The organism is Streptomyces sp. SCSIO 30461 (assembly GCF_037023745.1).
Lineage (GTDB): Bacteria > Actinomycetota > Actinomycetes > Streptomycetales > Streptomycetaceae > Streptomyces.
On record NZ_CP146101.1, the window covers coordinates 836,037 to 861,794 of the forward strand.

The 25,758-nt window shown below is 69.1% G+C and carries 18 protein-coding genes and 1 pseudogene; 8 read left to right on the forward strand and 11 right to left on the reverse strand.

Annotated features, from left to right (window positions below):
- The first annotated feature begins 205 nt into the window (after positions 1–205).
- The gene (locus V1460_RS03950) at positions 206–421 is read left to right on the forward strand and encodes a hypothetical protein (protein ID WP_338672155.1); all 216 of its coding nucleotides are present in this window, start codon (positions 206–208) and stop codon (positions 419–421) included.
- 49 nt (positions 422–470) lie between these two features.
- Here V1460_RS03950 and V1460_RS03955 read toward each other — a convergent pair whose 3' ends face one another.
- The 5 genes from V1460_RS03955 to V1460_RS03975 form a co-directional block, all read right to left on the reverse strand.
- Entirely contained in the window at positions 471–1,706 is a 1,236-nt protein-coding gene (locus V1460_RS03955) for a cytochrome P450 (RefSeq protein WP_338672156.1), read from the reverse strand.
- A 440-nt stretch (positions 1,707–2,146) separates the two neighbouring features.
- On the reverse strand, positions 2,147–2,449 hold the full coding sequence (locus V1460_RS03960) for a hypothetical protein (RefSeq protein ID WP_338672157.1): 303 nt from the start codon (positions 2,447–2,449) through the stop codon (positions 2,147–2,149).
- Positions 2,446–7,131 (reverse strand): putative T7SS-secreted protein, encoded by a 4,686-nt coding sequence (locus tag V1460_RS03965; protein WP_338672158.1) that lies wholly within the window; start codon positions 7,129–7,131, stop codon positions 2,446–2,448. The genes V1460_RS03960 and V1460_RS03965 overlap by 4 nt, the downstream gene beginning before the upstream one ends.
- The gene (locus V1460_RS03970; RefSeq protein WP_338672159.1) at positions 7,131–7,742 is read right to left on the reverse strand and encodes a hypothetical protein; all 612 of its coding nucleotides are present in this window, start codon (positions 7,740–7,742) and stop codon (positions 7,131–7,133) included. The genes V1460_RS03965 and V1460_RS03970 overlap by 1 nt, the downstream gene beginning before the upstream one ends.
- A complete protein-coding gene (locus V1460_RS03975) occupies positions 7,739–8,158 on the reverse strand; it encodes an SseB family protein (protein ID WP_338672160.1) in 420 nt (139 codons plus the stop codon). The genes V1460_RS03970 and V1460_RS03975 overlap by 4 nt, the downstream gene beginning before the upstream one ends.
- A 220-nt stretch (positions 8,159–8,378) precedes the next feature.
- Here V1460_RS03975 and V1460_RS03980 point away from each other — a divergent pair.
- The 3 genes and pseudogenes from V1460_RS03980 to V1460_RS03990 all read left to right on the forward strand — a co-directional run.
- Positions 8,379–8,732, forward strand: a pseudogene (locus tag V1460_RS03980) (benzoate/H(+) symporter BenE family transporter); the annotation flags it as partial.
- 56 nt (positions 8,733–8,788) lie between these two features.
- Entirely contained in the window at positions 8,789–11,401 is a 2,613-nt protein-coding gene (locus V1460_RS03985; protein WP_338672161.1) for a bifunctional FO biosynthesis protein CofGH, read from the forward strand.
- Between the two features lie 398 nt (positions 11,402–11,799).
- Positions 11,800–12,912: an ADP-ribosylglycohydrolase family protein gene (locus V1460_RS03990; RefSeq protein WP_338672162.1), complete on the forward strand. Its 1,113-nt coding sequence runs from the start codon at positions 11,800–11,802 to the stop codon at positions 12,910–12,912.
- A gap of 115 nt (positions 12,913–13,027) precedes the next feature.
- Here V1460_RS03990 and V1460_RS03995 read toward each other — a convergent pair whose 3' ends face one another.
- Positions 13,028–13,810, reverse strand: a complete 783-nt coding sequence (locus V1460_RS03995; protein ID WP_338672163.1) for an SDR family oxidoreductase — start codon at positions 13,808–13,810, stop codon at positions 13,028–13,030.
- A gap of 102 nt (positions 13,811–13,912) precedes the next feature.
- On the opposite strand from V1460_RS03995, the gene V1460_RS04000 reads away from it, so the two are divergent.
- Complete coding sequence (locus V1460_RS04000; protein WP_338672164.1) at positions 13,913–14,731, forward strand: hypothetical protein; 819 nt, start codon at positions 13,913–13,915, stop codon at positions 14,729–14,731.
- Positions 14,732–14,849: 118 nt separating this feature from the next.
- Here V1460_RS04000 and V1460_RS04005 read toward each other — a convergent pair whose 3' ends face one another.
- The 3 genes from V1460_RS04005 to V1460_RS04015 form a co-directional block, all read right to left on the reverse strand.
- Positions 14,850–15,050, reverse strand: coding sequence for a DUF397 domain-containing protein (locus V1460_RS04005; RefSeq protein ID WP_338672165.1), 201 nt, complete (start codon positions 15,048–15,050; stop codon positions 14,850–14,852).
- Positions 15,051–15,286: 236 nt separating this feature from the next.
- Positions 15,287–16,144 (reverse strand): helix-turn-helix transcriptional regulator, encoded by an 858-nt coding sequence (locus tag V1460_RS04010; RefSeq protein WP_338672166.1) that lies wholly within the window; start codon positions 16,142–16,144, stop codon positions 15,287–15,289.
- Between the two features lie 501 nt (positions 16,145–16,645).
- On the reverse strand, positions 16,646–17,365 hold the full coding sequence (locus V1460_RS04015) for a GPP34 family phosphoprotein (protein ID WP_338672167.1): 720 nt from the start codon (positions 17,363–17,365) through the stop codon (positions 16,646–16,648).
- A 338-nt stretch (positions 17,366–17,703) separates the two neighbouring features.
- Here V1460_RS04015 and V1460_RS04020 point away from each other — a divergent pair, with 338 nt between their 5' ends.
- Positions 17,704–19,944 carry a hypothetical protein gene (locus V1460_RS04020; protein ID WP_338672168.1) on the forward strand — a complete coding sequence of 747 codons (2,241 nt, stop codon included), beginning with the start codon at positions 17,704–17,706 and terminating at the stop codon, positions 19,942–19,944.
- Between the two features lie 163 nt (positions 19,945–20,107).
- Positions 20,108–21,829, forward strand: coding sequence for an MFS transporter (locus tag V1460_RS04025; RefSeq protein ID WP_407077591.1), 1,722 nt, complete (start codon positions 20,108–20,110; stop codon positions 21,827–21,829).
- Positions 21,830–21,960: 131 nt separating this feature from the next.
- Here the strand turns inward: V1460_RS04025 and V1460_RS04030 are convergent, their stop codons facing one another.
- The gene (locus V1460_RS04030) at positions 21,961–22,854 is read right to left on the reverse strand and encodes a MerR family transcriptional regulator (protein WP_338672171.1); all 894 of its coding nucleotides are present in this window, start codon (positions 22,852–22,854) and stop codon (positions 21,961–21,963) included.
- A 223-nt stretch (positions 22,855–23,077) separates the two neighbouring features.
- Here V1460_RS04030 and V1460_RS04035 point away from each other — a divergent pair, with 223 nt between their 5' ends.
- The gene (locus V1460_RS04035) at positions 23,078–24,106 is read left to right on the forward strand and encodes an adhesin (RefSeq protein ID WP_338672172.1); all 1,029 of its coding nucleotides are present in this window, start codon (positions 23,078–23,080) and stop codon (positions 24,104–24,106) included.
- A gap of 120 nt (positions 24,107–24,226) precedes the next feature.
- On the opposite strand, the gene V1460_RS04040 is transcribed toward V1460_RS04035, so the two are convergent.
- On the reverse strand, positions 24,227–25,756 hold the full coding sequence (locus V1460_RS04040) for an amino acid permease (RefSeq protein ID WP_338672174.1): 1,530 nt from the start codon (positions 25,754–25,756) through the stop codon (positions 24,227–24,229).
- Positions 25,757–25,758 lie beyond the last annotated feature (2 nt).

Here is a 25,758-nt window from a genome sequence, read left to right on the forward strand (position 1 = left end):
CCACCGCGTGATAGTCGGTCTGTGGGCAGAGGAATAGGAAGGGGTGTCCGCTGAGCTGCGATGGTGGGAGTTTCCACGCTTCCAGCACGCACGATCGGCGAGGCACCTCTGAAGTGGAATTCTCGCGCTGGCCCGCTGGGCTGTTCGCCGCGTTCGACGACCCCGACCTGCTCGCGCATGCCGGGCCGCCCGCCTGTTCGGCGGGGTGCGTGCACCATCCACCGTCGGCACCTTCCCGCGCGCCTTCGCCTGGGGACAGGTGCGCCTACTGGATTCCGCCACACGGGCGTTCACCTGGAGGCTCGCCGCGCACACCGGCCTGGTGTCGAAGACGGACAAGGTGGTGTTCGTCGACATCCCGAAGTCCCCTTCATCGCGTTCACCAGCAAGAAGAGGGCGTTCCACACCACCGCCCGGCTGATCGTGCGCCGCGTGAAACGCCTGAACCCCCGGGAGCGCGGGGCTTCGCGTCAGGGCCGGATGTCGTCGCAGGCGATGATCAGATGCCGGGGACCGCGCAGGACCGCATTGTGGCGATAGGTCGGGGGGTCTTCCAGCAGCCGGGGGTTGTGCAGTCTGCGCGCCAAGTGGCTCAGGGCGAGCTGTGTCTCCTGCCGTGCGAGCGGTGCGCCGAAACAGATGTGGAGGCCGCTGCCGAAGCCCAGGTGCTGGTTGTCCCCGCGTTCCGGGTCGAACCGGTCGGGGTCGGCGAAGCGCCGGGGGTCCCGGTTTCCGGAACCCAACACCACCCAGAGCGCGGAGCCACTGGGGATGGTGACACCACCGATGTCGATGTCCGCCACGGCGGTGCGGTTCGGGAGGAGTTGCACCGGCGGCTCGTAACGCAGCAGTTCTTCCACGATGCGCGGGACCAGCCGGGGATCGTCAGCCAGCCGCCGGAGGATCTGCGGGTTGCGCAGCAGGGTGAGCATCCCGTTGGTGATCAGGTTGACGGTGGTCTCGTGGCCGGCGATCAGCAGCAGGGCCGCCGTGGTGATGGCCTCTATCGTCGACAGCGGATCATCCGTCCCGGAGTCGTTCGCAAGTTCGGAGAGCATGTCGTCGCTTGGCTGGCTGCGGCGCTTCTCGATGAGTTCTGCGAGGTACCCACCCAGTTGCAGTTGGGCCTCGCGGGTTCGTCGGTTGCGTTCCGTCGGGTCCTCCCCGGCCATGGGGTCCAGGCTGGCCGCGAGAGCGTCCGCCCATGTGTGGAAGCGTGTTTCGTCCTCGCGCGGGACGCCCAGGAGGCGGCAGATCGCGGTCACGGGGAACGGGTACGAGAACTGTTCGACCAGGTCGATCCGTCCAGTGTCCTCGATGTCGTCGATGAGGCCGGAGACGACCGCTTCGAGTTCGCTGCGCATCTCCAGGACGCGCCGGGGCGAGTGCGGCGGCCCGAAGGCGCGGTTGGTGACGGTACGCAGCCGGTCGTGCTCCGGAGGGTCCAGGCGCAGGAACGGTGTGGGCAGGATCGAGTCCTCACTGCCTTCCTCGGTCAGGCCGTAGATGTCCTTCACGGTGCGCTTGCGCCGGTCGGAGCTGACCCTCGGGTCGTGGAAGAGGCTCAGGATCTCCCAGTAGGTGCTGACCACGTAGGTGCCGTGGCCGTCGTGGAGCACTGGCGTCTCGCGGAGCTTGGTGTACAGAGGATAGGGGTTCGCTCGGTTGCCATAGTCGAGGATCTGCCGTATCAACGGTTGCGTCATGACGAGTCCTTGGATGCCCCTGGCCGTCGGTGCCGGGCGTCGGTTCCGTCGGTGTGCCGTGGGGCTCGGGGGAGGCAGTCGTACGGTTCACGGCCGTAGGGCGTGATGGACCGCACGGTGGCCCTGCGGAGGACCCCCGCAGGGCGTCCCTGGTGATCCTTGTCGGTCCCGTCAGCTACTGAAGGACCGCCGTCCGCCCACGACAGGTGGAGCACGCCGGCTCATCCCTCCCCGGTCCCCGCGCTGCCACAAGGAGAACAAGGGACAGAGTCTGGTCCGCCGGCTCCACCACCAGGATGACGGCCGACGGCCGACTGCGCGAACCGGAACACGGCGGTGGTCCCATCAACTACAGGCATACGTGCTGCGCAGCCCTTAGCTCAAGATAGTGGACCCCCTGTGGGGTGCCTTCGGGCTGCCCCTGCAGGTGGACATGCTGGTCAGGTTCTTTTTACTTCGTCCCAGAACGGTTTGCCGACGCGGAGTCTGATCTGCCGGTCTCGATCGACTAGTTCCACAACGGTGCCGGTAACCGTTTCGCCAATTTCTGGCAACTCATTTCCGGGTACTTTCTCAAGCCCCGGTGGGTTGTAGGAGATGAGATCGATGAAGCCTTTTGCGTTTGATGCATGGTCGAGTTTGAGAAATACGCCGAACGCGAACTTCGCCTCGACGACTCCGCTGGCGATGGAGCCGATCGGGTACCTTTCCTTGGTCTCTTTCCAGGTTGTATCGCGTGTCACCGATGGCGCTCCCTTGGGTACTTGTTGAGTTCTTCAACGATCGTATTAGGAATTTCTAGTTCGATTTCTGGACCTCCTTCGTAAGGCTTTTCGTAGCGAGCGAAGAGTGCCTCGTACTCGGACTTCGGGATTCTTATTTCAATGACGCCTTCGCCGTAGAACGGTGCGTATTTCGTATCGGGGATGGTTCGTTCCTTCGCAAAGTATACGAGGCCGTTGAGGTATGGATCATCTGGGCCGCCCGGGAAATTCTCCTTCAAGTACCCGTAGTGCTCTTGGAAGTCGCCCTGCCCCCGCTGGGGAGCCTTCCAGATTGATTGTGTGGCGCCGTCCTCAGGAGGGCATGCTGAAAGCCCCAGGTGGTCAGTCCACGTGTGCGGGTTGTGGACGTACGCGGCAGGGTTGGGGTCAGGTTCGAGTCCGAGCGGATCCGGGCTCAGGTACCGCGCCGTTTCCGGGTCGTAGTGCCGGAAGTAGTTGTAGTGCAGCCCGGTTTCGGGGTCGAAGTACTGGCCGGGGAAGCGGAGTGGCGTGTATGTGGTGCTGGATTTCGCCCAGGTCGTCGTGCCCCAGAGGGTGCTGCGGGTGCGCCAGGCCGGGTTGCCGGATTCGTCGATGAGTTGGGTCGGGGTGCCGACGAGGTCGGTGACGATGGCGAAGAAGCGGTCGTCGATGGCTTCCTGCGGGGTGTCCGCCGACAGGATGCGTTCCGTCTGCGCGAGGGGGTGCAGGCCTTGGTGGTCCCAGGTCAGTGACACCGGGTTGGGGAGGTCGGCGCTCTCGGTGGTCTGTTCGCAGAGTGTTGTGCCGTCCCAGGTGAAGGTCACCTGTTCCACGACGGTCTGCCGGTCGTCGGCGAGGCGTTGCTTGGCTATGCGGCGGCCGAGGGCGTCGTACTGGTAGCGCCAGAGGGTGCCGTCCGGTGTGGTCGCCGAGATGAGGCGGTCTTCCGGGTCCCATTCGTAGCGCCAGGTGTCCGGCTTGCATGACAGGCGGGGCTTTTGGCGGAGGGTGACGCGGCCTGCAGCGTCGTGTTCGTAGCGGACCGCGCCTGCCGTGCGGATGCGGGTGCCCGCGTAGGTGCGGGGGCCGGTGGCTTCCTGGCCCGGGTGGGAGGTCGGCCAGGTGGCCGAGGTCTGGTTGCCTGCCTCGTCGTAGGCGTAGGTCTCGGACCAGCGTGCCGCGTGTACGGCGGTGACTCGTCCGGCCGTGTCCAGGTCGAATCGGCGTGAGCTGTTGAGGTTGAGGTGGTCGTCGAGGCCGATCAGGTTTCCGTCGGCCCGGTAGGTGTAGGTGCGGTGCTGGATGGGCTGTTGTGTCGGGCCGAAGAGTTCTTGTTTGGTGAGGCGGCCCAGGGGGTCGTAGGTGTTGGTGAAGGCCAGGGTGTCGCCGATGTGCCGGGATGTCTCGCGGCCCGCGTCGTCGTGGGCGAAGGCGATGGTGCGGCCTGACGTGGTGAGTCGGGTGCGGTTGCCTGCCGCGTCATAGGTCCAGGTGCTGGCCGCGCCCGTGGGCGTCACTCGGCCCGTCCGGCGGCCCAACCTGTCGTAGGTGTACGTGAGTGTGCGGGAGTTCACCGTTTCCGCGACCACGCGGCCGGCCTCGTCGCGCACCAGCGTCAGGTCCGCGTCCGGGCTGGTCGCCCGGGCCAGGCCCCCGGTCTCGTCGTAGGCGTATGCCGTGACCACCCCGGCCACGTCCTTGGCCACCGTGCGGCCGAGCATGTCGCGCTCGAAGCTGATCACTTCGCCGGAGGCGGTGGTGCGTGAGGACAGCTGGCCCGCGGCGTCGTGCCGATAGGCCAGCACGCGGTCGTCGAAGTCCGTCTCGGATATCAGGCGCCCGGCCGGGTCGTAGGTGTAGCTCCAGGTGAGGCCCTGGGGGTTGGTGACCTTGCGGAGGCGGAGTTCGGTGTCATGCTCGAACTCGTAGCGCACGCCGTCCGGGCCTGTGCGGGCCGACATCAGGTCGAAGTGGGTGTACTCGAAGCGCGAGAGCGCACCCATCGCGTCCGTGTGGGAGGTGCAGTTGCCCTCGCCGTCGTACGTCCAGGACTCCACGGTCCCGTCAGGAGCGGTACGGCGGGACAGTCTGCCCTCCACCGTCCATTCCAGCCGGGTGACCGCACCCAGCGGGTCGGTCACCGTGACCGGGCGGCCGAACGCGTCCCGTTCGTACGAGGTCACCGCGCCCAGCGGGTCCGTGATGCGCAGCGGCAGACCCGCCGTATCGCAGCGGACCGATGTCGTGGCTCCCAACGCGTCGGTGACCGAGGTGAGATGGCCGCGATCGTCGTACGTGAAGAGCGTGGTCGCGCCCGTCCCGTCCGTCACCGACGTCCGGTTGCCCCACTCGTCGAACTGCTGGTGGGTCCGGGAGCCGTCCGCGCCCACGACAGACGCGGGCAGGCCCTGGTCGTCGTAGCCGATGCTCGTGTAGCGGCCGTCCGGGCGGACGATCATCAGGGGGCGGCCCGCCGGGTCGTAGGCACAGCTCGTCGTGCGACCCAGCGGGTCGGTGACCGTCAGGGGGCGGTTGCCGTCGTCGTATGTGGTCCGGGTGGTCGCTCCGTCCGGGGTGATCTCCCCGGCCACCATCAGCCGCTCGTCGATCAGATACCGGGTGGTGTGGCCGAGGGAGTCGGTCCTGGCGGTGACGTGGAGACCGGTCGCGGAGTCGATGCCGTCGTAGGTGAACGTGTTCCGCAGGTGGCCGTCCTGGCCCGTCTGGTACGTGCAGCGGTGTTGGTCGTCGTAGACGTACTCGTAGGAGGAGCCGTTGGTGTCCGTCCACGCGGTGATGCGGCCCAGGCCGTCGTTGGTGAAGCGGGTGGGCAGACCCGAGGAGTTCGTCATCGAGGAAAGGTGGCCGCGGTCGTCGTATGCGTACCGGACCAGTTCGATGTCCTGCCCGTCACCGTCCGGGCCGTCGTCACCCGCCAGGTGGAGAGCCGTGATGCGGCCCCCGTCCGTGGTGAGCTTCAGCCGGTAGCCGGCGCTGTGCGCGATCTCCGTCGGCGCGCCCTCGGAGTCGTAGCCGAAGGCCATCCACTGCCCGGAGCGGTCGGCCGTCTGCTCCAGCCGCGCGATGCCGTCGCCGTCCCCGCCGGGCCCCGCGAAGTACCAGACGCGGCCGGCGACGGGATCGGTCAACGTGTAGTCGCCGTGTGTGTCGATGGACAGCAGGTGGCGTTCGCCCGCCAGGGGCAGCACCGGCACTCCCGGCGCAGGGTGGGGGAAGGGGATCAGCGAGTTGTCCTCGCCGATCAGGATCACGCCTTCGGCGTCGATCTCCAGGCGCTGGTCCGCCGTCGACGCCCAGGACGGGCCGAACCACCGCCCGGCCCGGTACGACGACTCGAACTGGCGTGAGAAACGCAAGGGGAGCCGACCGGGCAGTGCGGCATCGGTCTGGGGCAGTGCCATCCGGCCGGTGGCCATGTCGATGGGGTCGCCGCCGAAGGTCTTGCACCAGGTCTTGCGGGCCACGTCCCGAATCGATGTCCTGACACCGCTGCGTGCCGCGCCCGTGACCGCTTCCTTGGCGCTTGCCCGCACCGCGCTCTTCGCAGCACCCCCCACGCCCTTGCCGCCGACCGCGTTCGAGAGGAGCACACCCAGCGCGTTGCCCGGGTCGCTGCCCCAGCCCGTGCCGATCATCGCCTTCGGCAGCCGCTCGGGGTGTGCGGCCGTGCCGACGAGTCCGGCCAGCACCATGCTGGAGGCGCCCATGTACTGACCGGGGTGGGTGAGGTTGTAGGGGTCCATGGGGTTGACCGTGCGGGCCAGCCGCACCATGTCCGCGACGCCGTTGACCACACCACCTCCCACGTGCGCCGCGTTGAGATGCATGCCGACCGCGCCGTCTTTGAGGTCGGCGGTGAGCCGGTCGGTGAAATCCGGCTTCGTCGGCGCCAGCGCCAGCCCCGCCGCCACCTTCCGCTGGGCGTCCCGCGCCGCGTCGGTGCGCTGGCGGCGGGCGTCGTCGAGGATCTCCTGGGCCTCCTGGCGGCCCCCGACTCCCGGGTCGGTGAAGTCTCCTGGGTCGGTCGGCTTCGATCCCGGGTCGCCGCCCCGGAGGGCCATGAGGTTGTAGTCGGCGACCGCCCGGTTGTAGGTCTCCACCCGGGCGTCGTATGCCGAGGCGGCCTGCTCGGTGGCGCGTTGCGCGTCCCTGTACATCCCGATCGCGATGCCGGCCTGAGCCTGTGCCCAGACCACCGAGTCCGCGTACGCCTGCAGCGCCTTGCCCGCTTCCTCGCAGGCGTCAGCGGCCTTCAACCACTGCTTGGGGTGCATGTCGAACTTGGCACGGAACGCATCAGCCGCCTCACCCTGCCAGCCATGGCCGGTCAGGTTGCGCATACCACCGCCGACGCTCTCGAAGGCCTTGGCGAAGTCGAGCAGGTGCCTGGCCCGCTCCTCCAGCGCCGGGGCGCTGCCGTGGACCAGTTCCTTCGGGTCGTCGCTCTCGCCGAGCCGGCGTTCCTCGACGGTGCCGCCGAGTCGGTTGTTCACACCCTCGCCGAAGTCGCGCACTCCCTCGGCCGCGCCCTCGGCGCCGACCGCGTTCAATCCGTCGGCCGTCTTGTCTGTGACGAAGTTCGTAGCCTCGCCGACACCTTGCTTCACCGTGTCGAGGGCGCCCTCGGCCGCCTCGCCGATGCCGTCCAGGATCCCCATCAACGCTCACCCCCGCCCGCGCCGGATCCGGCTTGCTGCTCGGGCGGGCCGTCCCACTGCCATTCGGTGTCGTCGTCGAGCAGCGCGCCCGGTGTCACCGTCGACGTCCGTACGTCCTCGCCGGCCTGTGCCCAGGCCTGCTCCGCCTGTTGGAACCCGGCCTGCGCCGACTCCGGGCTGAAGTCCGCGTTCTGTATGTGGGACAAGTTGTTGTCCTTGAAGGTGTCCCCCCAGGACCGGCCGTTGATCTCCTCCTGAGTCAGGTGTGGATTGCCCGTGCCTGCCGTCCACGCGTTCTTCAGGGTGTTGGAGGCGTACTGCTCCTGTTCGTGGTAGATCCCCGCCGACAGCCCGAGCCGCCTGGCGAACTCGTTCGCGTCCTGCATCAACGTCCGCACCCCCCAACCCCAGTTCTCGCAGAAGGCCGCGAACGTCTGCGTCAGGGCGTCGTCTCCCACCTCGAGCCCGTCCAGCTCCAGTTCGTCGAAGCCGCGACCCAGATTCGCCTCGACATCGAAACCGAGCTCCTTGAGCTCGTCCATGGCCAGGTCGATGCCCTTGGTGATCTGGTCGAGGGCCTCACGGTCGAACTGGTAGCCGCCCCCGCTCACGCGGCTCCCTCCGCGCGCACCGGGCCGGCCGAGTCAACCGGGTGGGCTGACTTGGCTGGATCTGCTAGATCCACCGCCACCGCGTCCGGCACGATCCCCACCACCGGGGGCAGCAACCACCCCGCAGGACTCCCCGCATCCAGCGCGACCCCGGTCGGCCCCTCGATGCCAGGGATCATCCGGTCGAGTATGTGCGCGCCATAGACCGGCACCCACTCGTCGACGGCCTCGCCGCGCTGCGCGGCGAATTGCCGCAGAGTCTCCAGACTCGTGAACGCGAATATCCAGCGAATGCCCCCGCTTGGCGCGGACAGCAAGCCGCCGTCCACCACCGGCACCAGAACCTCGGCCCGCCGGAACTCGCCCAGTGCCGCCCGCGAATCCCGGAGACCTCCCGGTGCGTCCGGTTCGGTCAACACCCGTACTCGGGCGCGCAGTCGACCTGCACGTGTCTGAGCGTGCGGAAACGCGTTCATGTGCGCCCCCCGTGGATCCGTTGCGTAGGCGAAACGCAAGACGCTATACGAACGCTCGTGCGGGTGGCAGGATCCACTGCCCCCTTCACAGGGAAGTTGGCTTGAAACCTTCGAGCCTTGAGTCGGCGGTATCGCGTGATGAGTAGACCCGCCTCGAACTGCTGTCACCGCCGCGATCTGCACCGGACCCGAGGCGCACAGCGATCCCAGGCGCCGCTATGTCGCCGGGGTCGCGTGCGGGGCGTTCCATCTGCTGATCGGGTCGTTCGGCACGACGCTGGTGGTGTTCTTCGCCGGGCTGCCGAAGGGACCGGTCGCGGCCAACGCCGGAGTGGCCCTCCTCGGCGCGCTGGCCGGCGGGTTGACCGGGGCGGTCGCCGAGGAGAAGGACCGGGAGGCGGCCCTGATCACCTTCCTCGCCACCGCTTCCGGTGCCACCCTCTTCGGTGTGGGCTCCGCCTTCTGGGGGTTGGTTTTCGGAGTCACCGCCCACCTCGTGCTGAAGCGGCGCTGAGGATGGCGAAGAGGCGCCCTGGCAGGGATGCCGGTGCGCGCTCGTATGCTCGGACCATGACTGCTCACCAGCCCGGACGTCCCACCGAGAACGCGATGCGGCGCGCCCTCAAGCGAGCACGCGACGGCGTGGCGCTCGATGTCACTGAGGCCGCTGTGCTGTTGCAGGCGCGCGGGGCGGATCTCGACGACCTGTGCGCCTCCGCCGCCCGGGTGCGGGACGCCGGTCTGGAGGCGGCGGGCCGGCCAGGGGTCATCACCTACTCCAAGAGCGTGTTCATCCCGCTCACCCGGCTCTGCCGCGACAAATGCCACTACTGCACCTTCGCCACCGTGCCGGGCAAGCTGCGCCGCGCGCGGGCTGCGGAGGGGGCACCTCCCAGGCGGAGCCTGGGGGCGTTCATGTCGCCGGACGAGGTGCTGGACATCACCCGCCGGGGCGCCGCGCTGGGCTGCAAGGAAGCGTTGATCACCCTCGGGGACAAGCCCGAGGACCGCTGGCCCGAGGCGCGCGAGTGGCTGGAGGCCGAGGGATACGACGACACCATCGCGTACGTACGGGCGATGGCGATCCGCATCCTGGAGGAGACCGGGCTGCTGCCCCACCTCAACCCCGGGGTGATGAGCTGGACCGACTTCCAGCGGCTCAAGCCGGTCGCGCCGTCGATGGGGATGATGCTGGAGACCACGGCCGAGCGGCTGTGGAGCGAGCCGGGCGGTCCGCACTACGGCTCGCCCGACAAGGAGCCCGCGGTGCGGCTGCGGGTGCTGGAGGACGCGGGGCGCAGCTCGGTGCCGTTCACCAGCGGGCTGCTCATCGGGATCGGCGAGAACTACGAGGAGCGCGCCGACTCGCTGTTCGCGCTGCGCCGCGTGGCACGCGCGTACCACGGCATCCAGGAGCTGATCATCCAGAACTTCCGCGCCAAGCCGGACACGGCGATGCGCGGGATGCCGGACGCCGAGTTGGACGACCTGATCGCCACGATCGCGGTGGCGCGGCACATCATGGGCCCTTCGGGCTGCATCCAGGCGCCGCCGAATCTGGTGGACGAGGAGTACGGGCGGCTGATCGCGGCCGGGATCGACGACTGGGGCGGGGTGTCGCCGCTGACTCCCGACCACGTCAACCCGGAGCGGCCCTGGCCGCAGATCGACACCCTCGCCGAGCGTTCCGCGGCATCCGGCTTCCGGCTCCGGGAACGGCTGGCGGTCTACCCGGAGTTCGTGCGGCGCGGTGAGCCCTGGCTGGATCCGCGGCTGCTGCCGCATGTACGGGCGCTGGCCGACCCGGAGACGGGGCTCGCCGACGAGAGTGCGATGCCCTCCGGGCGGCCCTGGCAGGAGCCCGAGGAGGCCTTCACCCCCTCAGGCCGTACCGACCTGCATCACACCATCGACACCGAAGGGCGTACCGGCGACCGGCGGGACGATTTCGACGAGGTGTACGGGGACTGGGAGGCGCTGCGCGAGGCTGCGGCGCCCGGCATGGTGCCGTCCCGGATCGACACCGACGTACGCGCCGCCCTCGCGACGGCGGCCGACGACCCGACCAGGCTGACCGACGCGGAGGCGCTGGCGCTGCTGCACGCGGACGGTCCCGCGCTGGACGCGCTGACCCGTATCGCGGACGACGTGCGCAGGGCCGTCGTCGGCGACGACGTGACGTACATCGTCACCCGCAACATCAACTTCACCAACGTCTGCTACACCGGCTGCCGTTTCTGCGCCTTCGCGCAGCGCCGCACCGACGCCGACGCCTACACACTGTCGCTGAGCCAGGTCGCGGACCGGGCGCAGCAGGCCTGGGACGTCGGCGCCGTCGAGGTGTGCATGCAGGGCGGAATCCATCCGGACCTGCCGGGGACGGCCTACTTCGACATCGCGCGGGCGGTGAAGGAACGCGTACCGGGGATGCACGTCCATGCCTTCTCGCCGATGGAGGTGGTCAACGGCGCCACCAGGACCGGGCTGTCGATCCGCGAGTGGCTGACGGCCGCGAAGGAGGCCGGTCTCGACTCGATCCCGGGGACGGCCGCCGAGATCCTCGATGACGAGGTGCGTTGGGTGCTGACCAAGGGCAAGCTGCCCACGGCCACCTGGATCGAGGTCATCAGCACGGCACATGAGCTGGGCATCCGCTCCAGCTCGACCATGATGTACGGACATGTCGACCAGCCCCGGCACTGGCTCGGGCACTTGCGTACGCTCGCCCGTGTTCAGCAGGAGACGGGCGGTTTCACCGAGTTCGTGACCCTGCCGTTCATCCATACCAACGCGCCGGTCTACCTCGCGGGGATCGCCCGGCCGGGCCCGACCACCCGCGACAACCGGGCCGTGACGGCGATGGCCCGGCTACTGCTACACCCGCATATCGCCAATATCCAAACAAGTTGGGTCAAGTTGGGTGCAGAGGGTGCCGCGGAGATGCTCCGCTCCGGCGCGAACGACCTGGGCGGCACCCTGATGGAAGAGACCATCTCGCGGATGGCCGGCTCCGGATACGGCTCGTACCGCTCGGTCAAGGACCTGACCGCGATCGCGGAGGCGGCCGGGCGCCCGGCGAAGCCGCGGACGACGCTGTACGGCGAGGTGTCGCGGGAGCGGATCGCGGCGGCGGAGGCGTCGGACGGCCACCTGCCGGAGCTGCTGCCGGTGCTCACGGACTGAGCCGGTGCTGCCGGGGCGGAGGTTACCCACGGGCTGAGCCGGTGCTGCCGGGGTGGGCGCTGTCCACGGGCTGATCCGGCGCCGTCGGGTTCAGCCCGTGCCGGTCCTGGGGAGGTCGCGAGTGATCGGCCCGTATGGACCGGTGCAGGGTCGGTATTGAGCCCCTCTCCGAAGGGGCCGGAACCGCGTCCGGCCGGTGGCCCCGTTGCCCGGCCGGCCGCCGGACCGGGTCCTGCCGCCGGGCTGCCTGGGCTGTTGCGACATGCTCGGTGAGCCGTCGATGATCGGAACCTACGCACAGGCGGATCGATTACCCACAGTTCCGGCTTGATTGTGCCCATGTAGTGATTTCTCCAGGTCGATTACAGTGCTGCGCACGAGCGAGGAGGAAACACCGCGTGACCACAGCAGCCGCCATCTGGGGCCGGGCCGAGCAGCAGGATTTCCGGGCCCGGGTACGCGGCTGCCTGCTCGGGAGTGCCATCGGCGATGCGCTCGGCGCTGGTGTCGCGGCACAGTCCGCCGACGAGATACGCGCCGCGTACGGCGTCGACGGTGTGGGTGACTTCGTCCCCGCGTACGGACGCCGCGGTGCCGTCACCGCGGCCACCCAGCTCACCCTCTTCACCGTCGACGGTCTGATACGGGCCCAAGTGCGCAAGGACGCCGGCGCCTGGCATCCCCCCACCGACGTGCACCGGGCCTATCTGCGCTGGGCGGCCACCCAACGCGACTGGGGCCCCGACGAGCGCCGCAAGGACAACGGATGGCTCGCCTGCGAGGAGTGGCTCTATACCCGCCGCGATCCCCAGCCGGCCACCCTCAGCGGCCTCGCCGACGAGATACTCGGCACGCTCGACAAGCCCAAGAACCCCACCGCCCGCGACGCGGGCGCCGTGCTCCGGTCGGCGCCCTTCGGCCTGCTGGTGGGCTGGGAGCCGCAGCTCGTGTGCCAGCTGGCCGTGGAATGCGCCACACAGACCCATGGACATCCCACCGCGTATCTCTCGGCCGGTGCCTTCGCCGTGATCGTCCACGGGCTCGCACGCGGTGAGACCGTCGACGCCTGCGTCCAGCGCGCATTGGCGCTGCTCGCCTCCCGCCCCGGCCACCAACCCGTCACCGACGCGCTCAAGCAGGCGCTCGGCGCCGTACGCCAAGGCATCCCCAGCCCTGCCAGGATCGCAGCCCTCGGCGACCCCGAGCACGCCGAGGACGCCATCGCCGTGGCGGTCTACTGCACGCTCGTCAGCGAGGACGTGCGGCACGGCCTCGGCCTCGCCGTCAACCACGACGGTCCATCGCATACGACGGGTGCGCTCGCGGGTGCCCTCCTCGGTGTCATGCACGGTGAGACGGCGTTGCCCCCGGGCTGGCTCGTGGAGCTCGAAGGCCGGGCCACGATGCTCGAAATCGCTGATGACTTCGCGATGGAGATGACGCAGGGGCCTGCCCTGCACGGACCGACCGCGTCGTCCCAGGGCTGGTTGCTGCGCTATCCGCGCGTCTGACCCCGACCCGTGCGTCTGACCCCGACCCGTACGCCTGGCCCCGACCTCTGCCCCGTGTCCCTGACGGTGAACCCGACCTCGAACCGCGACCGCTGACCCCGGCCCGAGGCCGGGCTCAGCGCATCAGCTCGCCCGCGTTCACCAGCAGCGACTGCCCCGTGATCGCCCGCGCCCGGTCGGACGCCAGGAACGCCACAGCGTCGGCGACATCCCCGTCCGTGGCCAGCTCGGGCAGCGCCATACGCGCGTTCAGGCGGTCGAGCACCTCGGATTCCGGCAGGCCCTCGGTGTGCGCGGTGAACTGCACATACGCCTCCACGGGCGGTCCCCACATCCAGCCCGGCAGTACGGTGTTGACCCGTATGCGGTGCGGACCCAACTCGCGGGCCAGGGAGTACATCGCCGAGGTGAGCGCACCTTTGGACGCCGCGTACGCCGCCTGCCGCACCTGAGAGGGCGCGGCGACGGCTGACTGCGTGCCGATGATGACGACGGAGCCGCCGCGCTCCTTGAGCGCGGGAAGACAGGCCCGGGTCATCCGCAGCGTGCCCAGCAGGTTGACGTCGATGACCTGTTGCCAGGTCGAGAAGTCGGCATCCTCCAGTCCGCCGAAGTAGCTGTCCCAGGCTGCCACATGGACCACCGCGTCGATCCGCCCGAAGCGCTCGACCGCCAGCGCCGCAAGCGCATCGCACTGTCCCTCATCGGTGATGTCGGTGGGGCGGCGTGCGGTGCGGCTGCCCGTGGGGTCTATCTGCGCGGCTGATTTGGCGAGGTTGGCGGTGGTGCGCGCGCCGAGCACGGCATTGCCGCCGTCCCTGACGACGGTGGCGGCGACCTGGTGCCCGAGACCGGCGCCGACTCCGGACACGATGACGGTCTTCCCCTGAAGCAGCATCCGACGGCTCCCGGCTCTGGTCATCTATCTGACGAACCGTCAGAGTAAGTCCCTCCACCGCAGGAAGGAAGAGGAAGCCGGGGGAGTAGAGGGAGTGAACGCATGAGCGAATACCGCGAGAGCGAGGACACCCGGTCCGAGGCGTACGCGGAACTGGCCGCCGTCGGCCCGTACGGAGTCCACCCCGGCCACGCCCTGATCACCATGGTCGAGCCGCACCCCGGCCATGAGTATGCCTACAACCGCTGGTACGAGGACGACCACTACTACGCGGGTGCGATGGCGATGCCCTGGATCTTCGCGGGGCGGCGCTGGGTGGCGACCCGCGAACTGCAGCTGCTCAGATATCCGGAGAAGTCCGCGGTCGCCCAGCCGGTGACAGCCGGCTGCTACATCTCCACGTACTGGATCACCGACGGCCGTTACGACGACCACATGAAGTGGACCGTCGCCATCAACAAGCGGCTGAACCGAGACCGCCGGGTCCATCAGGCCCGTACACACGTATTCACCGCTTTCCAGGACCACGTGGCGACCGTCTACCGGGACGGGGCGGCAGGGCCGCGCGACTACCACGCGCTGGACCACCCTTACCGCGGCCTGGTGGTCGAGGTCATCGACGTGGAAGAGCCGCGGCGGCTCGCGGGCTCCCCTGCGGCGATGGTGACGATCTTCAGGCCGACACCACTGCCGCTGGATCGGATGACGTATGTCAAGCAGGTGGAGGGCGTCGACACGCGGCTGACGCTGCTCTGGTTCCTGGAACAGGATCCGCGGGACTGCTGGGACGGGTATTTCGCCGACCTGGCCGCGGGAGAGGCGGGGGAGTGGGGAGTGCCGGCGCGTGTGGAGCTGGCGGCGCCGTTCATTCCGACGCTGCCGGGCACCGACCGCTATGTGGATGAGCTACGCGGCGAGTGATCCGAAGGGGCCGCACGGGCCCGGTGGCAGACAGGCCGAGCCCCCTCGGCCGGGACGGCGGACCAGTCGAGGGGGCTCTGTCTTCGAACTCTTTATGTTCCCCGGGCTTTTCGGGTGGTTAGAGCGACCCCTTGCCCACCTCGTGGATGAACGCGTCCCACGAGTCCGGGACGAAGGTGATGGACGGGCCGGCGGGGACCTTGGAGTCCCGCACCGCGATCGCTTCCACCGCAGGGGACTTGACCTCGATGCATGCGCCGTTCCCTCCGGAGTAGGAGGACTTGGTCCAGGTGTGCAGGGCGCCCTTGCGAATAGCCATGTGTTTCTCCGGTTCCAGGTCGGTCGTCGCCGTCGGTGCTTGCCGCTGCTCACCGGTGTTCCGGGCGCTGCTTGACGGCGTGATCAGGACGTTACTGGCGGGGCTCGGGGGCTGAGAACGGCCCGTCACCCGACCGGATGGCATATTCGTGGATGCCCTTACGGGGAACGGCATCCACCGTGTACGGTGCCCGCCCCCGCCGACTCACCGCAGCGGCGGGTGCCCTCTTCCGGGTGTCATCTGGCGTACCTCTTGGCGGCGTCCGAGATGAAGTCCCGGCTCTGCTCGACATTCAGCGCCTGCGCGCGCAAGTGCTCGTACATCATCGTGTACTTGTGTACGTCGTTCGCCTTTTCGAGGTACAGGTCGCTGGTGACACCCTCGATGTAGACCACGCTCGAATCAGCGGCGTCCGGGAATTCCAGCACGGCGTAATGTCCCGTGATCCCCGGATGGGCGCCCATGCTGAACGGCAGCACCTGCACCGTGACGTGCGGCAGATGCGACTGCTCCACCAGGTACTCCAGTTGGTCCCGCATCACCTGTTCGTTGCCCACCACCCGGCGCAGCGCCGACTCGTCCACGACGGCCCACAGTCGCAGCGGGCTCTCGGGCGCCGTGATGCGCTCCTGCCGCCGCATCCTGACCTGGACCCGCTTCTCGACGTCACTCACCGGCGACTCCGGCAGTGCGCCGCGGATAAGGGCCTCCGCGTACTGCCGGCTCTGGAGCAGCCCTGGTACGACCTGCGGCTCGTAGACGCGCAGTGAGGCAGCGTCGGTCTCCAGGCCGATGTAGACGCTGTACGGGATGTCGCCGAAGGCGTGCCACCAGCCCTGCTGGCGGGAGTCCTTGGCCATCTGCATGAGTGAATCGACCATTCGCTGATCCTCGACTTCGTACACCCCGCACAGGTCGCGAACGTCGCGTTGACTGATGGAGCGCCGACCGTTCTCCAGGCGGCTGATCTTCGACTGCGAGACGAGCAGGCGGTCCGCCACCTCCTCCGCAGTCATCCCCCTTTGCTCGCGGAGCCGGCGCAGCTCCTGGCCCAAGCGGCGCCGCCTGACAGTGGGGTTGATATTGGACGCCACGAGAACTGCACCTCCGGCTGCTGATACTGCTGTACGTTGTCATGCGTTGCTGTGCGTATCCAGCTCTCAGCAGACTGCCACCGATTCCGCCGGCCGCGCTGGAGAATGACGACAATGGCGACCCCGTGGCAATGCGAACGCGCGGGGCAGTCGCCATGACTGCTCCGCGCGTCCACTGCGGCTCCCGAACCGGGTCCTGTGCGCGTGATGCCGACGTGGTCCGGTGGTGCGGCGGTTCGGTGGTGCGGCGGTTCGGATGTGCCGCGCCGTGTCGTGATGCGCCGTGTCGTGCTGGTGCGTGATGCGGTGCTGGTGCGTGATGCGGTGGTTGAGCGTGATGCGGTGGTTGAGCGTGATGCGGTGGTTGAGCGTGATGCGGTGGTTGAGCGTGATGCGGTGGTTGAGCGTGATGCGGTGGTTGAGCGTGATGCGGTGGTTGAGCGTGATGCGGTGGTTGAGCGCGTGGTGGTGCGCTGCTGTGGCGATGCCTCGGCTGCGAGGTCAGTGCACGGCGGCTCGGGCCATGCCTCCCCGGCGGGACGGCACCGTGGCGGCCGGTTGACGGCTGCCCCCGGCGGCGCCACGGCGTGGCTGTGCGGCCACACCGCTCTGGACGTCCATGACGGCGTGCGCCACCAGTCCGCCCATGGGGTCGTGCCTGATCAGGTCCCGGAGCCGGGAGCGCGACGAACGCCCCTCGTTCCCCGGGTACAGGTGCTTGCCGAGGCCGACCGCGTGCGCCAGTGCGGCGAGCGCTGCGGTGCGCGGGTCCGGTGGTACGCCGGTCCGGATCGCGCTGTCCAGCCGGGCCCTGATCTCCCGGCTGATGGTCGTGTCCGTCGCCTGGTAGCGAGTCGTCGGCAGTACCCCGCACATCTGACCCTCCACGGCATGCACCATGCCGCAGCGCTCCAGATGTGAGAGGTACGTCTGGCGGAGTCCCAACCGGGGTCCGCCGATCCAGTGGACGGCCCGGACCGGACTGCCACGCCTGCGCAGCAGCTCCAGTGCGGAGTCCAATGTCGGATCTCCTGTCGGCCGTGGCATCACCACGGCGATACGATCCCCGTCAGGGGCTATCCGTCCTGCCAGGGCCAGCTCCACTAGCTGTGCTCCGGCCAGGCCTAGGTCGAGCGACTGCGGCTGCGCTGTGGTACCCGTGGCCGGGTCCAGAGCGAGCAGCAGAAGCTCCTCCGGAATTGTTCTGCGGCTCTTGCCCATCCATGCCTCCCCGCGTGGATGAATGACAGGGTGACGCCTCTCACATTGGTCTGTCGAGAGTGCCTGGGTGCTTCGTGTTGGAACCAGTAGGTATGTCGTTCTCGTCTAGCACGGGGGCCAACTGGTCACACGGGACACTGGTAGATGGTTCGGACAAGCGTCGCAGCGCGGCGAGCAGGCATGGAGGAGGCACGGTGGCGGGCGAGTCCCCTGACAGGTCGGAGCAGCGGAAGTCGTCGGGGGAGACGGTTTCGGGCGAACGTGATCCGAGGCTTGCCATGATCCGTGCGGCGGGGGTTCCGTCGCGGGCGGAGGGGCGTAGCGATCAGGAGACGGCGGTGTTCAGGGTTCCCTCGACGCCTGACGTCGAGGGCGAGGGTGACGCCGACGGCGAGGACGGCGCGGAGTCGGCGTCCGATACCCCGGCATCCGCCGAGCGTGCCGATATGTCGGATGAGCCCGAAAAGTCCACGGAGTCCCGGGAATCCGAGACATCCGAAGGCGCCGATGAGCCCGACGGGCTTCCTGCCGCGGATGCGGGCGCCTCCGGCAGTGACAGCGGGGACGAGGGTGACGACGCGCGGCTGCGGAAGGCCGTGGCCTCCTGGGTGTCGGCGGCGGAAGCCGAGGCCGCGGAGGAACCTGCTGCCGAGGACGCCGATGGTTCCGATGGTGCGGAGACGGACGGCGAGCCCGGCGAGTCCACCGACCCCGCCGGCTCCGAAGGCGCTGACGACGCCGAGGCCGTGGAGGGCGCCGACGGTTCCGAGGACGAGGTCGAGGTCGAGGTCGAGGTCGAGGACAAGGAGGCGGAGGCGGACGGCGAGTCCGTGGATTCCGCTGACCTCGCCGCGGGCGCGGAAGCCCCCGATGCGGACGCCGAGGCCGCCACGGACGAGGCACAGGCCGCGGAGGCCGTGGAAGACGCCGAGACCGAGGACGACCCTCAGGAGGCGTCGGCTCCGACAGCGGCCGCCGAGAGCGGCGACACCGACAGGCCGGTCGATCAGCCGACCGCTGTGTTCAAGGTGCCCACCCGGCGGACCGCGGACCAGCCCACCACCGCGCTCAAGATCACGAATCCCGCTGCCAAGCCGGAATCCGGTTCCACGCCCGATGCGGAGCCCGCGAGCGAGCGGACCAGTAGGTTCGTGCCGCTGCGCCGTGACGATTCGCCGGCCTCATCGGCTTCGGCGCCCTCGTCGGCAGCCACGGCGACTGCCCCGCCCGCTTCGCCTGCCCAGATCCCCGCGTCCCTCACCGAGCCCGAGCGGACCAAGCAGCAGCCCCTGCCGCCGAAGCCTCCGCTCGACCTGCTCGCCGAGCTGACGAACACACCGCCACCCCCGCAGACTCCGCTGCGCACCGCGCTGCGAAGGGTTCGGATCTGGACACCGCTGGCCGTACTGCTGCTGATCATCTTCGCGATCGTGCAGATGGTGCGCCCGCTCCCGAACCCGACGCTCTCGCTGACCGCGAATCCGACCTACACCTTCGAGGGCTCGGCCCCCCAGCTCCCTTGGCCCAGCGAGGGTCAGGCGGCCATGTCGGCGGCCGGGCTCGGCTCGCTCGGCACGTACGGGGAGCAGGAACCGGTGCCCATCGCGAGCGTGACCAAGGCGATGACGGCGTATGTGATCCTCAAGGACCACCCGCTCAAGCGCGGCGAGGACGGTCCGATGATCGAGATCGACGCCAAGGGTGAGCAGGAGGGCCAGCTCGACAAGACGGACAACGAGTCGACGCTCAACACCGTCAAGGAAGGCGACAAGATCAGCCTGAGGGACGCGCTGTCGGCCATCATGATCCCGTCTGCGAACAACATCGCACGTCAGCTCGCCCGCTGGGACTCCGGCTCCGAGGCGGCGTTCGTCGAGAAGATGAACGCGGCAGCCAAGGAACTCGGCATGGCCGACACGACCTACACGGACCCCTCCGGTCTGCAGGCGACGACGGTCAGCACCGCCGAGGACCAGGTCAAGCTGGGCCTGAAGCTGGTGGAGATCCCGGCGCTGATGGATATCACCAAACTGCCCAAGTGGAAGGACCACACCGGCAGGGAGTGGCGGAACTACAACGATCTGGTCCCGTACGACGACTCGCTCGGCATCAAGACCGGCAGCACCACCAAGGCGGGCGGCAACCTGCTCTTCGCCGCCCACAAGATGGTCGGTGACACGGACCAGCTGATCGTCGGCGCCGTGCTCGCGCAGTATGGTGTGCCGATCCTCGGCACGGCGATCAATGCGAGCAAGGAGATCATGCTCGCCACCCAGGACGCGCTGAAGAACGCGACCATCGTCAAGAAGGGCCAGGTCGTCGGATCGGTCCAGGACGGTCTCGGCGGTTCGGTCCCGGTCGTCGCCACCGAGGACGTGACGGCCGTGGGCTGGTCCGGCCTCACCGTCAAACTGAAGTTGACGGACGGCGGCAAGACGCTGCCGCACGCGGCGAAGGCGGGCACGGCCGTCGGCACACTGACCGTCGGCGAGGGGGCCAGCCAGGTGAAGGTGCCGGTCGCGCTGCAGTCGGACCTGATCGAGCCGGGCGCGGGGGAGAAGTTGACCCGCGTCGGCTGAGCCCAGGACCGAGCCGAGGATCGAACCGACGACGCGCCCACGGCTCTGGTACGGGAGGACGACTCCCGCACCAGGGCCGTTGGGACGGACCGGGAGCAGCGAAGTGACCACTGCCGAGCCGACAGCGGCGCCGTCGGAGTATGCCGACGGCCGCTCCTGGCGTCTGCTCGCGCACCCGGTGGTGGCGGCGACCCTCAGCGCCTTCGTGCTGCACGTCGTGTGGTTCCTCGTCTTCGCGAACAGCGGCGGGGACCTCGCGGCCCAGGATGCCTGGGCCGAGTTCGTGGGCAGGCACCCCGACTCCGCGTACAACCTCGCCTGGTACGGCGGAATGCACCCGGTGTCCTACAGCGTGGTGTCCCCCTATCTGATGTCCGCCCTCGGCGTGCGCACCACGATGATGGTCGCCGGGACACTGTCGGCGACCCTGACCGCGCTGATCCTCATCCGTGTGCGTGCCGTCCGCAATCCGCTGCCCTGCGCGCTCGCCGCCGTCTTCGCCTTCCTGTGTAACGCGTTGTCCGGGCGGGTCACCTTCGGCCTGGGCACGCTGTTCGCGCTCTGCGCCGTCGCCGTGGTGTTCGGCCGGCCCTGCCGCCGTCGCCGGAACCGCTGGGCCAAAGCCGTGGCCGCCGCATCACTCGCGGGGCTGGCGACCGCGTCGAGTCCGGTCGCCGGGCTGTTCCTCGGGGTGGTCGCCGCCGCGCTGTTCCTCAACAAGCGGCGCCCCGCCGCGTACGCACTGGGTCTGGCCCCGGTGGCGGTGGTGGGTCTCTCGGCGTGGCTGTTCCCCTTCTCGGGCACCCAGCCGATGTCGGTGGCGTCGGCTTCGCTGCCGTTCCTCTTCGGGGTACTGGTCGCACTGCTCGTACCGAAGCAGTGGCGTACGGTCCGCACCGCGGCCGCGGTGTATGCGGCGGGCACGCTCCTCACCTTCCTGGTCGACTCCCAGGTCGGTTCGAACGTCTCGCGGTTCGCGATGCTGTTCGCCGGGGTGGTGCTGCTCGCCGCGCTGCCGTACGCGCACGACCGGGGTGGTCGAACAGGTGGTCGGCGCGGCCGCAAGTGGTACGCGGTGCTGCTGGTCTTCGCCGGGTTCAACGCCTGGATCGCCACCAACAGCGTCGTGGACATCGTGCGCACCGCCCCGGACGCCTCGTGGGCGCGTGAACTCGCCCCGCTGGTCAACCAGCTCCAGCAAGCCGGCGCTGACAAGGGGCGGGTCGAGGTGGTCCCGGCCAGGAGCCACCGGGAGGCGTCGGCGCTCGCGCCGTACGTCAACCTCGCCCGCGGCTGGAACCGCCAGGCCGACATGGAGCGCAACCCGCTCTTCTACGACGACACGCTTGACGCCGACAACTACCGCGCGTGGCTGGACCGCTGGGCGGTGCGTTTCGTCGTGCTGCCCAAGGACGCCCCCGATGCCGGCGGCAGCCAGGAGGCGGAGCTGGTCCAGCGCGGGCAGCCCTACCTCCGGCCGGTCTGGTCCGACGCGAACTGGCAGCTCTTCGCGGTGCGGGAGCCGAAGCCGCTGGCCGACCCACCGGCGACGGTGGACCGGGCGGCGGCGGGTGAACTGACGCTACGCGTCCGATCGGCGGGCCGGGTGCTGATCCGGGTCCCCTACTCGCCCTGGCTCGGCCTGGTCGACGCGCAAGGCCGCGGCGTCGAGCAGCCACGGCAGACGGGGGCGGAGGGGCCGGGGGCGCGTGTCTTCGTGAACGTGGCGGGCTGCCTGGCACCGGCGGAGGAGGACGCGGAGGGCGACGAGTGGACCGAACTCATCGCCCCCCGGCCCGGTGTGTACCGGCTCGCCGCCCCGTATCAGGTGCCGCGCGGGACGCCGTGTCCCGAAGAGCTGACGCCCTGGCGCGACGCCGAATAGGCCCCGAGCCGGCACGAACAGGCGCGAGCGAGCAGGAACAGGCCCGGACGGAGGCAGAACCCGGCGGACCGGACCTGGTCCTGGCGCCCGGGACAGGACCCGAACCCGAACGGGTCCACGGGCCCTCGGGGTCAGCGCCGCCGGGAGCTCACGGGGAAGGCGATGTCGCACACCTCGTCCGTGGGCGAAGCCGCGTCCCAGTCCTCTGCGAAGTACACCTCGCGGCAGGGCCCGGCGACGGTCAGGCCTTCGCGCGCGATGTGGTCCTCGACCGCGTCGAAGGCGGAGAGGATCTGCGGGTGCGCGACCTGTGCCTTGGTGATCCGGGTGTAGGCGAGCCGCTGTGCGGGCTCCACCCGCACCGCCACGCCGCCGCGGCTGTTCGCCGCCATCCACTTCTCAGCCGCTCGCGCGTCGGCGACCGGAACACAGGCCTCCGCCGGGCCGTCGCTGTCAGGGGTCACCTCGGCGTGGTAGACCACGAACGGAATCCCCGCGACGCCGCCGCACTCCGCCGCCGCCCGGATCAGCCGATCGACGGCCGCCGGGATCCAGCGCGGGAGTTCGTCGGCGACCAGATGCCTGCGTTCGGCGAGCACGGTCTGCTCCGGTATGTCACATGTCTTGATCTCGAACATCGTGGGCCTCCTGCCCGATAGCCGGTCACGGAGGTGGGCCGCGAGAGCGGCCTGCCGGGCCCTGCGCGCGTCGACTTCCGCCCAGTGATCGGCCACCGCCTGCGCGGCGTCGGTCCCGGGCAGTCCGACCACGTCGCCGATCAACGCGAGCGGCATGTCGAGTTGCCGCAGCAGGGCGACAAGCCGGGCGCGCTCCACCTGGTCGGCGCGGTACCAGCGGTAGCCGGTGGCCTCGTCCACCCGGGCGGGGTCGAGCAGCCCGAGGCGGTCGTAGAGACGCAGCGCCTTGGGCGACAGCCGGGCGCGGTGCGCGAAGGCACCGATCGTCAGCAGTGGCTCGCCGTCCGGGGGGTTGTCCGGGGCGTGATTCAGGTCGTCGTCGTGCACGGTCCTCATCCTCCGTCACCGGGCGGCGCGTCCCCTCGGTTGTGTGCACCGTGTCCGCCCGGTGCGAGCACAGTGGTCCCTGCCCCAGGGGCAAGGTCGAACACTCCGCTGCCAGATCAATCATCTACCGCCTGTGACCATGTGTTTTCCCCGAGTACGGGGTCGTTCGAGCTGGGATGATTTGTCCGCCGCGGTACGTCCGGTTCATGCATAGTGAGCTCCCATGGCGTGCGAGAGATGTGGCAGCGACCGGTATGGAGCGCTGCCGGGTACGACGTGTCCCGAGTGCGGTTTCGGGGTGGCGCTGAGCGGCGACGACGACAACGGCTGTGGCCACCGTGACCACCGTGACGGCCATGACGGCCATGACGAGGGCAGCGGTGAGGGTGGTGGCGAGGGCACCGACCCCGGCCCTGACCTCGACCGGGAATGGGCGCGTTGGGCCGGCGCCGTGGAGAGTGGCGGTCCCGGCGACCACGACGCCGAGCGTGGGGTGGGCGGGGACACCGCGGCGCCGCTGCCGGCGAATCGCCTCCGCAAGGGATTGCTCGCCGCGGCTGCCGTGGCGCTCGTCGGCTGCCTGGTGACGTCGGCGGTCCTGCTCACAGGATCATATGACGACAGCGAGGGCGGCAAAGGCGGCGCGGGTGCGCAGGCCAGTGAGGACGACATCGCGGACCGCGGCCTCCCGACCCGCCTCGGCCCCACGGCGCTCCCCGATCCGTCCGGTACCGCCGACGGCTTCGCGCAATGGGCGGGGCCGGGTTGCACCACCGGCGCCTACCGCGAGATCGGGCGCTTCGAGAACGGCACTGCCGCCTGGTACACCGTGGGGTCCGGAGGTCAGGACGACGACTCCTGTGACGGACGCTTCTCGTCCGTGCCCATGTCCGGCAGCGAGACTCGGGACGCGACCTCGTCAGCGGTGTGGAGTTGGAGGCTCGACCGGGAGTACACGCGCTGCTCGCTCGCGGTGTACGTGCCCGGCACCAGTCGTGCCACGGAAGTCGCCGGCGACCCGACGTTCTACCGCGTGCTCGCCGATCCCGATGACACCGGCTCCGGCTACACCGGCTTCGGCGTGCGCCAGACCGCCCACCGCGGCAGCCTGGTGCCCGTCGGCAGCTACGAGGTGAAGGGCGGCACCGAATTCGCCGTGCAACTCATCGACCGCGGAAGGGACTGGGGCGAGGCGGCCAAGGTGGGGGCGCATCACGCGGCGGCACAGATGAAACTGACGTGCAAGCCGTGAACAGCTCCGGAAGGACCCGGTGATCACCGAGGCCTTGTACGGCGTCGGAGCCACCGGAGGAAGACTCCGGCGGCTCCGCGGTGCACCACTTCGTCGCACACGGGCCACGGGACGGAACGGCTAGCGCACCGCCCGCTCCGACACCGAGGGTGCGGTGGGAGCGGTGTGCTTCGGATGGTCAGGATTCAGGAACCACCGCTTGGCCGAGGTGAACCACCAGGTGCCGGAGAAGAGGAGCACCACACCGACCGCGACGGGCGCGTAGTTGAAGGTCTCTCCCGTCACCGGTGCGACCTGGGGCAGCATGAACAGCACCGTGATGACGCCGACCCAGACAACCGCGATCACACCGACGGGCTTGGACCAGCGGCCCAGGTGCCATGGACCGCGGTGGAACGAGTCCCCCTGGCGCAGGCGCAGCAGCGTCGGGATGACGTAGGCGATGTAGAGGCCGATCGTCGCGATGGACGTGACGGCGGCGTACGCGGTGACGTTGACCAGGTAGGGCAGGCCCAGGACGAAGGCGCCGCCGGCGGCGAGCCAGACCGCGTTGGTGGGAGTGCGCGTCCCCGGGTGGAGCTTGTGCCAGACATACGAGAACGGCAGCGCGCCGTCACGCGAGAAGGCGTAGATCATCCGGCTGTTGGCGGTCACCGATGCCATACCGCAGAACAACTGCGCACCGATCACGACCAGCAGCATCAGCTTGCCGGTGGTCGCGCCGAGAGCGTCCAGGAAGATCTGGGCCGGGGGCGCGCCGGTCTCGGAGTCGAGGGCGCCGCTGTACGACTGGATGGCGAAGGTCAGCCCGAACAGCAGGACCAGTCCGGCCGCCCAGGACACGAGGATGGAGCGCACGATCCCCTTCGGCCCTTCGACGGACGCGTTCCTCGTCTCCTCCGTCATATGGGCGGAGGCGTCGTAACCGGTGAAGGTGTACTGGGCCATCAGCAGACCGATCAGGGCGACGTACACGGCCGAACCCCACCCGGTGTTGTTGACGAACTCGGTGAACACGTAGGTGGGGGACTGATGGCGGTCCGGGATGAACAGCAGCGCACCGACGATCACGACCACACCGATCAGATGCCACCAGACGCTCACCGTGTTGAAGAAGCCCACGATCCGCACCCGGAACGTGTTCACGAGGGCATGCAGCACGAGGATGATGCCGAAGAGCAGGATGGTGTGCGGTGGCGTCGCGGCGTAGCCGAACTGGAGGTTCAGATACGCGTTCAGGAACGACGCGGCGCCGAAGTCGATGCCCGCGGTGACGGCCACCTGCCCCAGGGTGTTGAACCAGCCCGTGAACCAGGCCCACGCCGGGGCCGACTTCCGGGGGGCGAGCTTGTGGGCCCAGAAGTAGAGCCCGGCGCTGGTCGGGTAGCTGGAGCAGACCTCGGCCATGGCCAGCCCGACGAACAGGGTCATCAGTCCGACGATGACCCAGCCCCACATGATCAGCGCCGGTCCGCCGGTGTTCATCCCGAAGCCGTACATGGTCAGACAGCCGGACAGGATGCTGATGATGGTGAACGAGACCGCGAAGTTCTGCCGCCCGGACATCGAGCGGTCCAGGGTCTGGGTGATGCCGAGTTCCGCGAGGCGTTCTTCTTCCGAAGGTGTGACGCTCGGTATGTCCAAGGGCATTC

What these genes read in the sequence shown, in the direction of transcription:
- V1460_RS03955 (WP_338672156.1), bottom strand. Translation starts at nt 1,706, where the DNA reads ATGACGCAACCGTTGATACGGCAGATCCTCGACTATGGCAACCGAGCG.
- V1460_RS03965 (WP_338672158.1), bottom strand. Translation starts at nt 7,131, where the DNA reads ATGGGGATCCTGGACGGCATCGGCGAGGCGGCCGAGGGCGCCCTCGAC.
- V1460_RS03985 (WP_338672161.1), top strand. Translation starts at nt 8,789, where the DNA reads ATGACTGCTCACCAGCCCGGACGTCCCACCGAGAACGCGATGCGGCGC.
- V1460_RS03995 (WP_338672163.1), bottom strand. Translation starts at nt 13,810, where the DNA reads ATGCTGCTTCAGGGGAAGACCGTCATCGTGTCCGGAGTCGGCGCCGGT.
- V1460_RS04000 (WP_338672164.1), top strand. Translation starts at nt 13,913, where the DNA reads ATGAGCGAATACCGCGAGAGCGAGGACACCCGGTCCGAGGCGTACGCG.
- V1460_RS04005 (WP_338672165.1), bottom strand. Translation starts at nt 15,050, where the DNA reads ATGGCTATTCGCAAGGGCGCCCTGCACACCTGGACCAAGTCCTCCTAC.
- V1460_RS04015 (WP_338672167.1), bottom strand. Translation starts at nt 17,365, where the DNA reads ATGGGCAAGAGCCGCAGAACAATTCCGGAGGAGCTTCTGCTGCTCGCT.
- V1460_RS04035 (WP_338672172.1), top strand. Translation starts at nt 23,078, where the DNA reads ATGGCGTGCGAGAGATGTGGCAGCGACCGGTATGGAGCGCTGCCGGGT.
- V1460_RS04040 (WP_338672174.1), bottom strand. Translation starts at nt 25,756, where the DNA reads ATGCCCTTGGACATACCGAGCGTCACACCTTCGGAAGAAGAACGCCTC.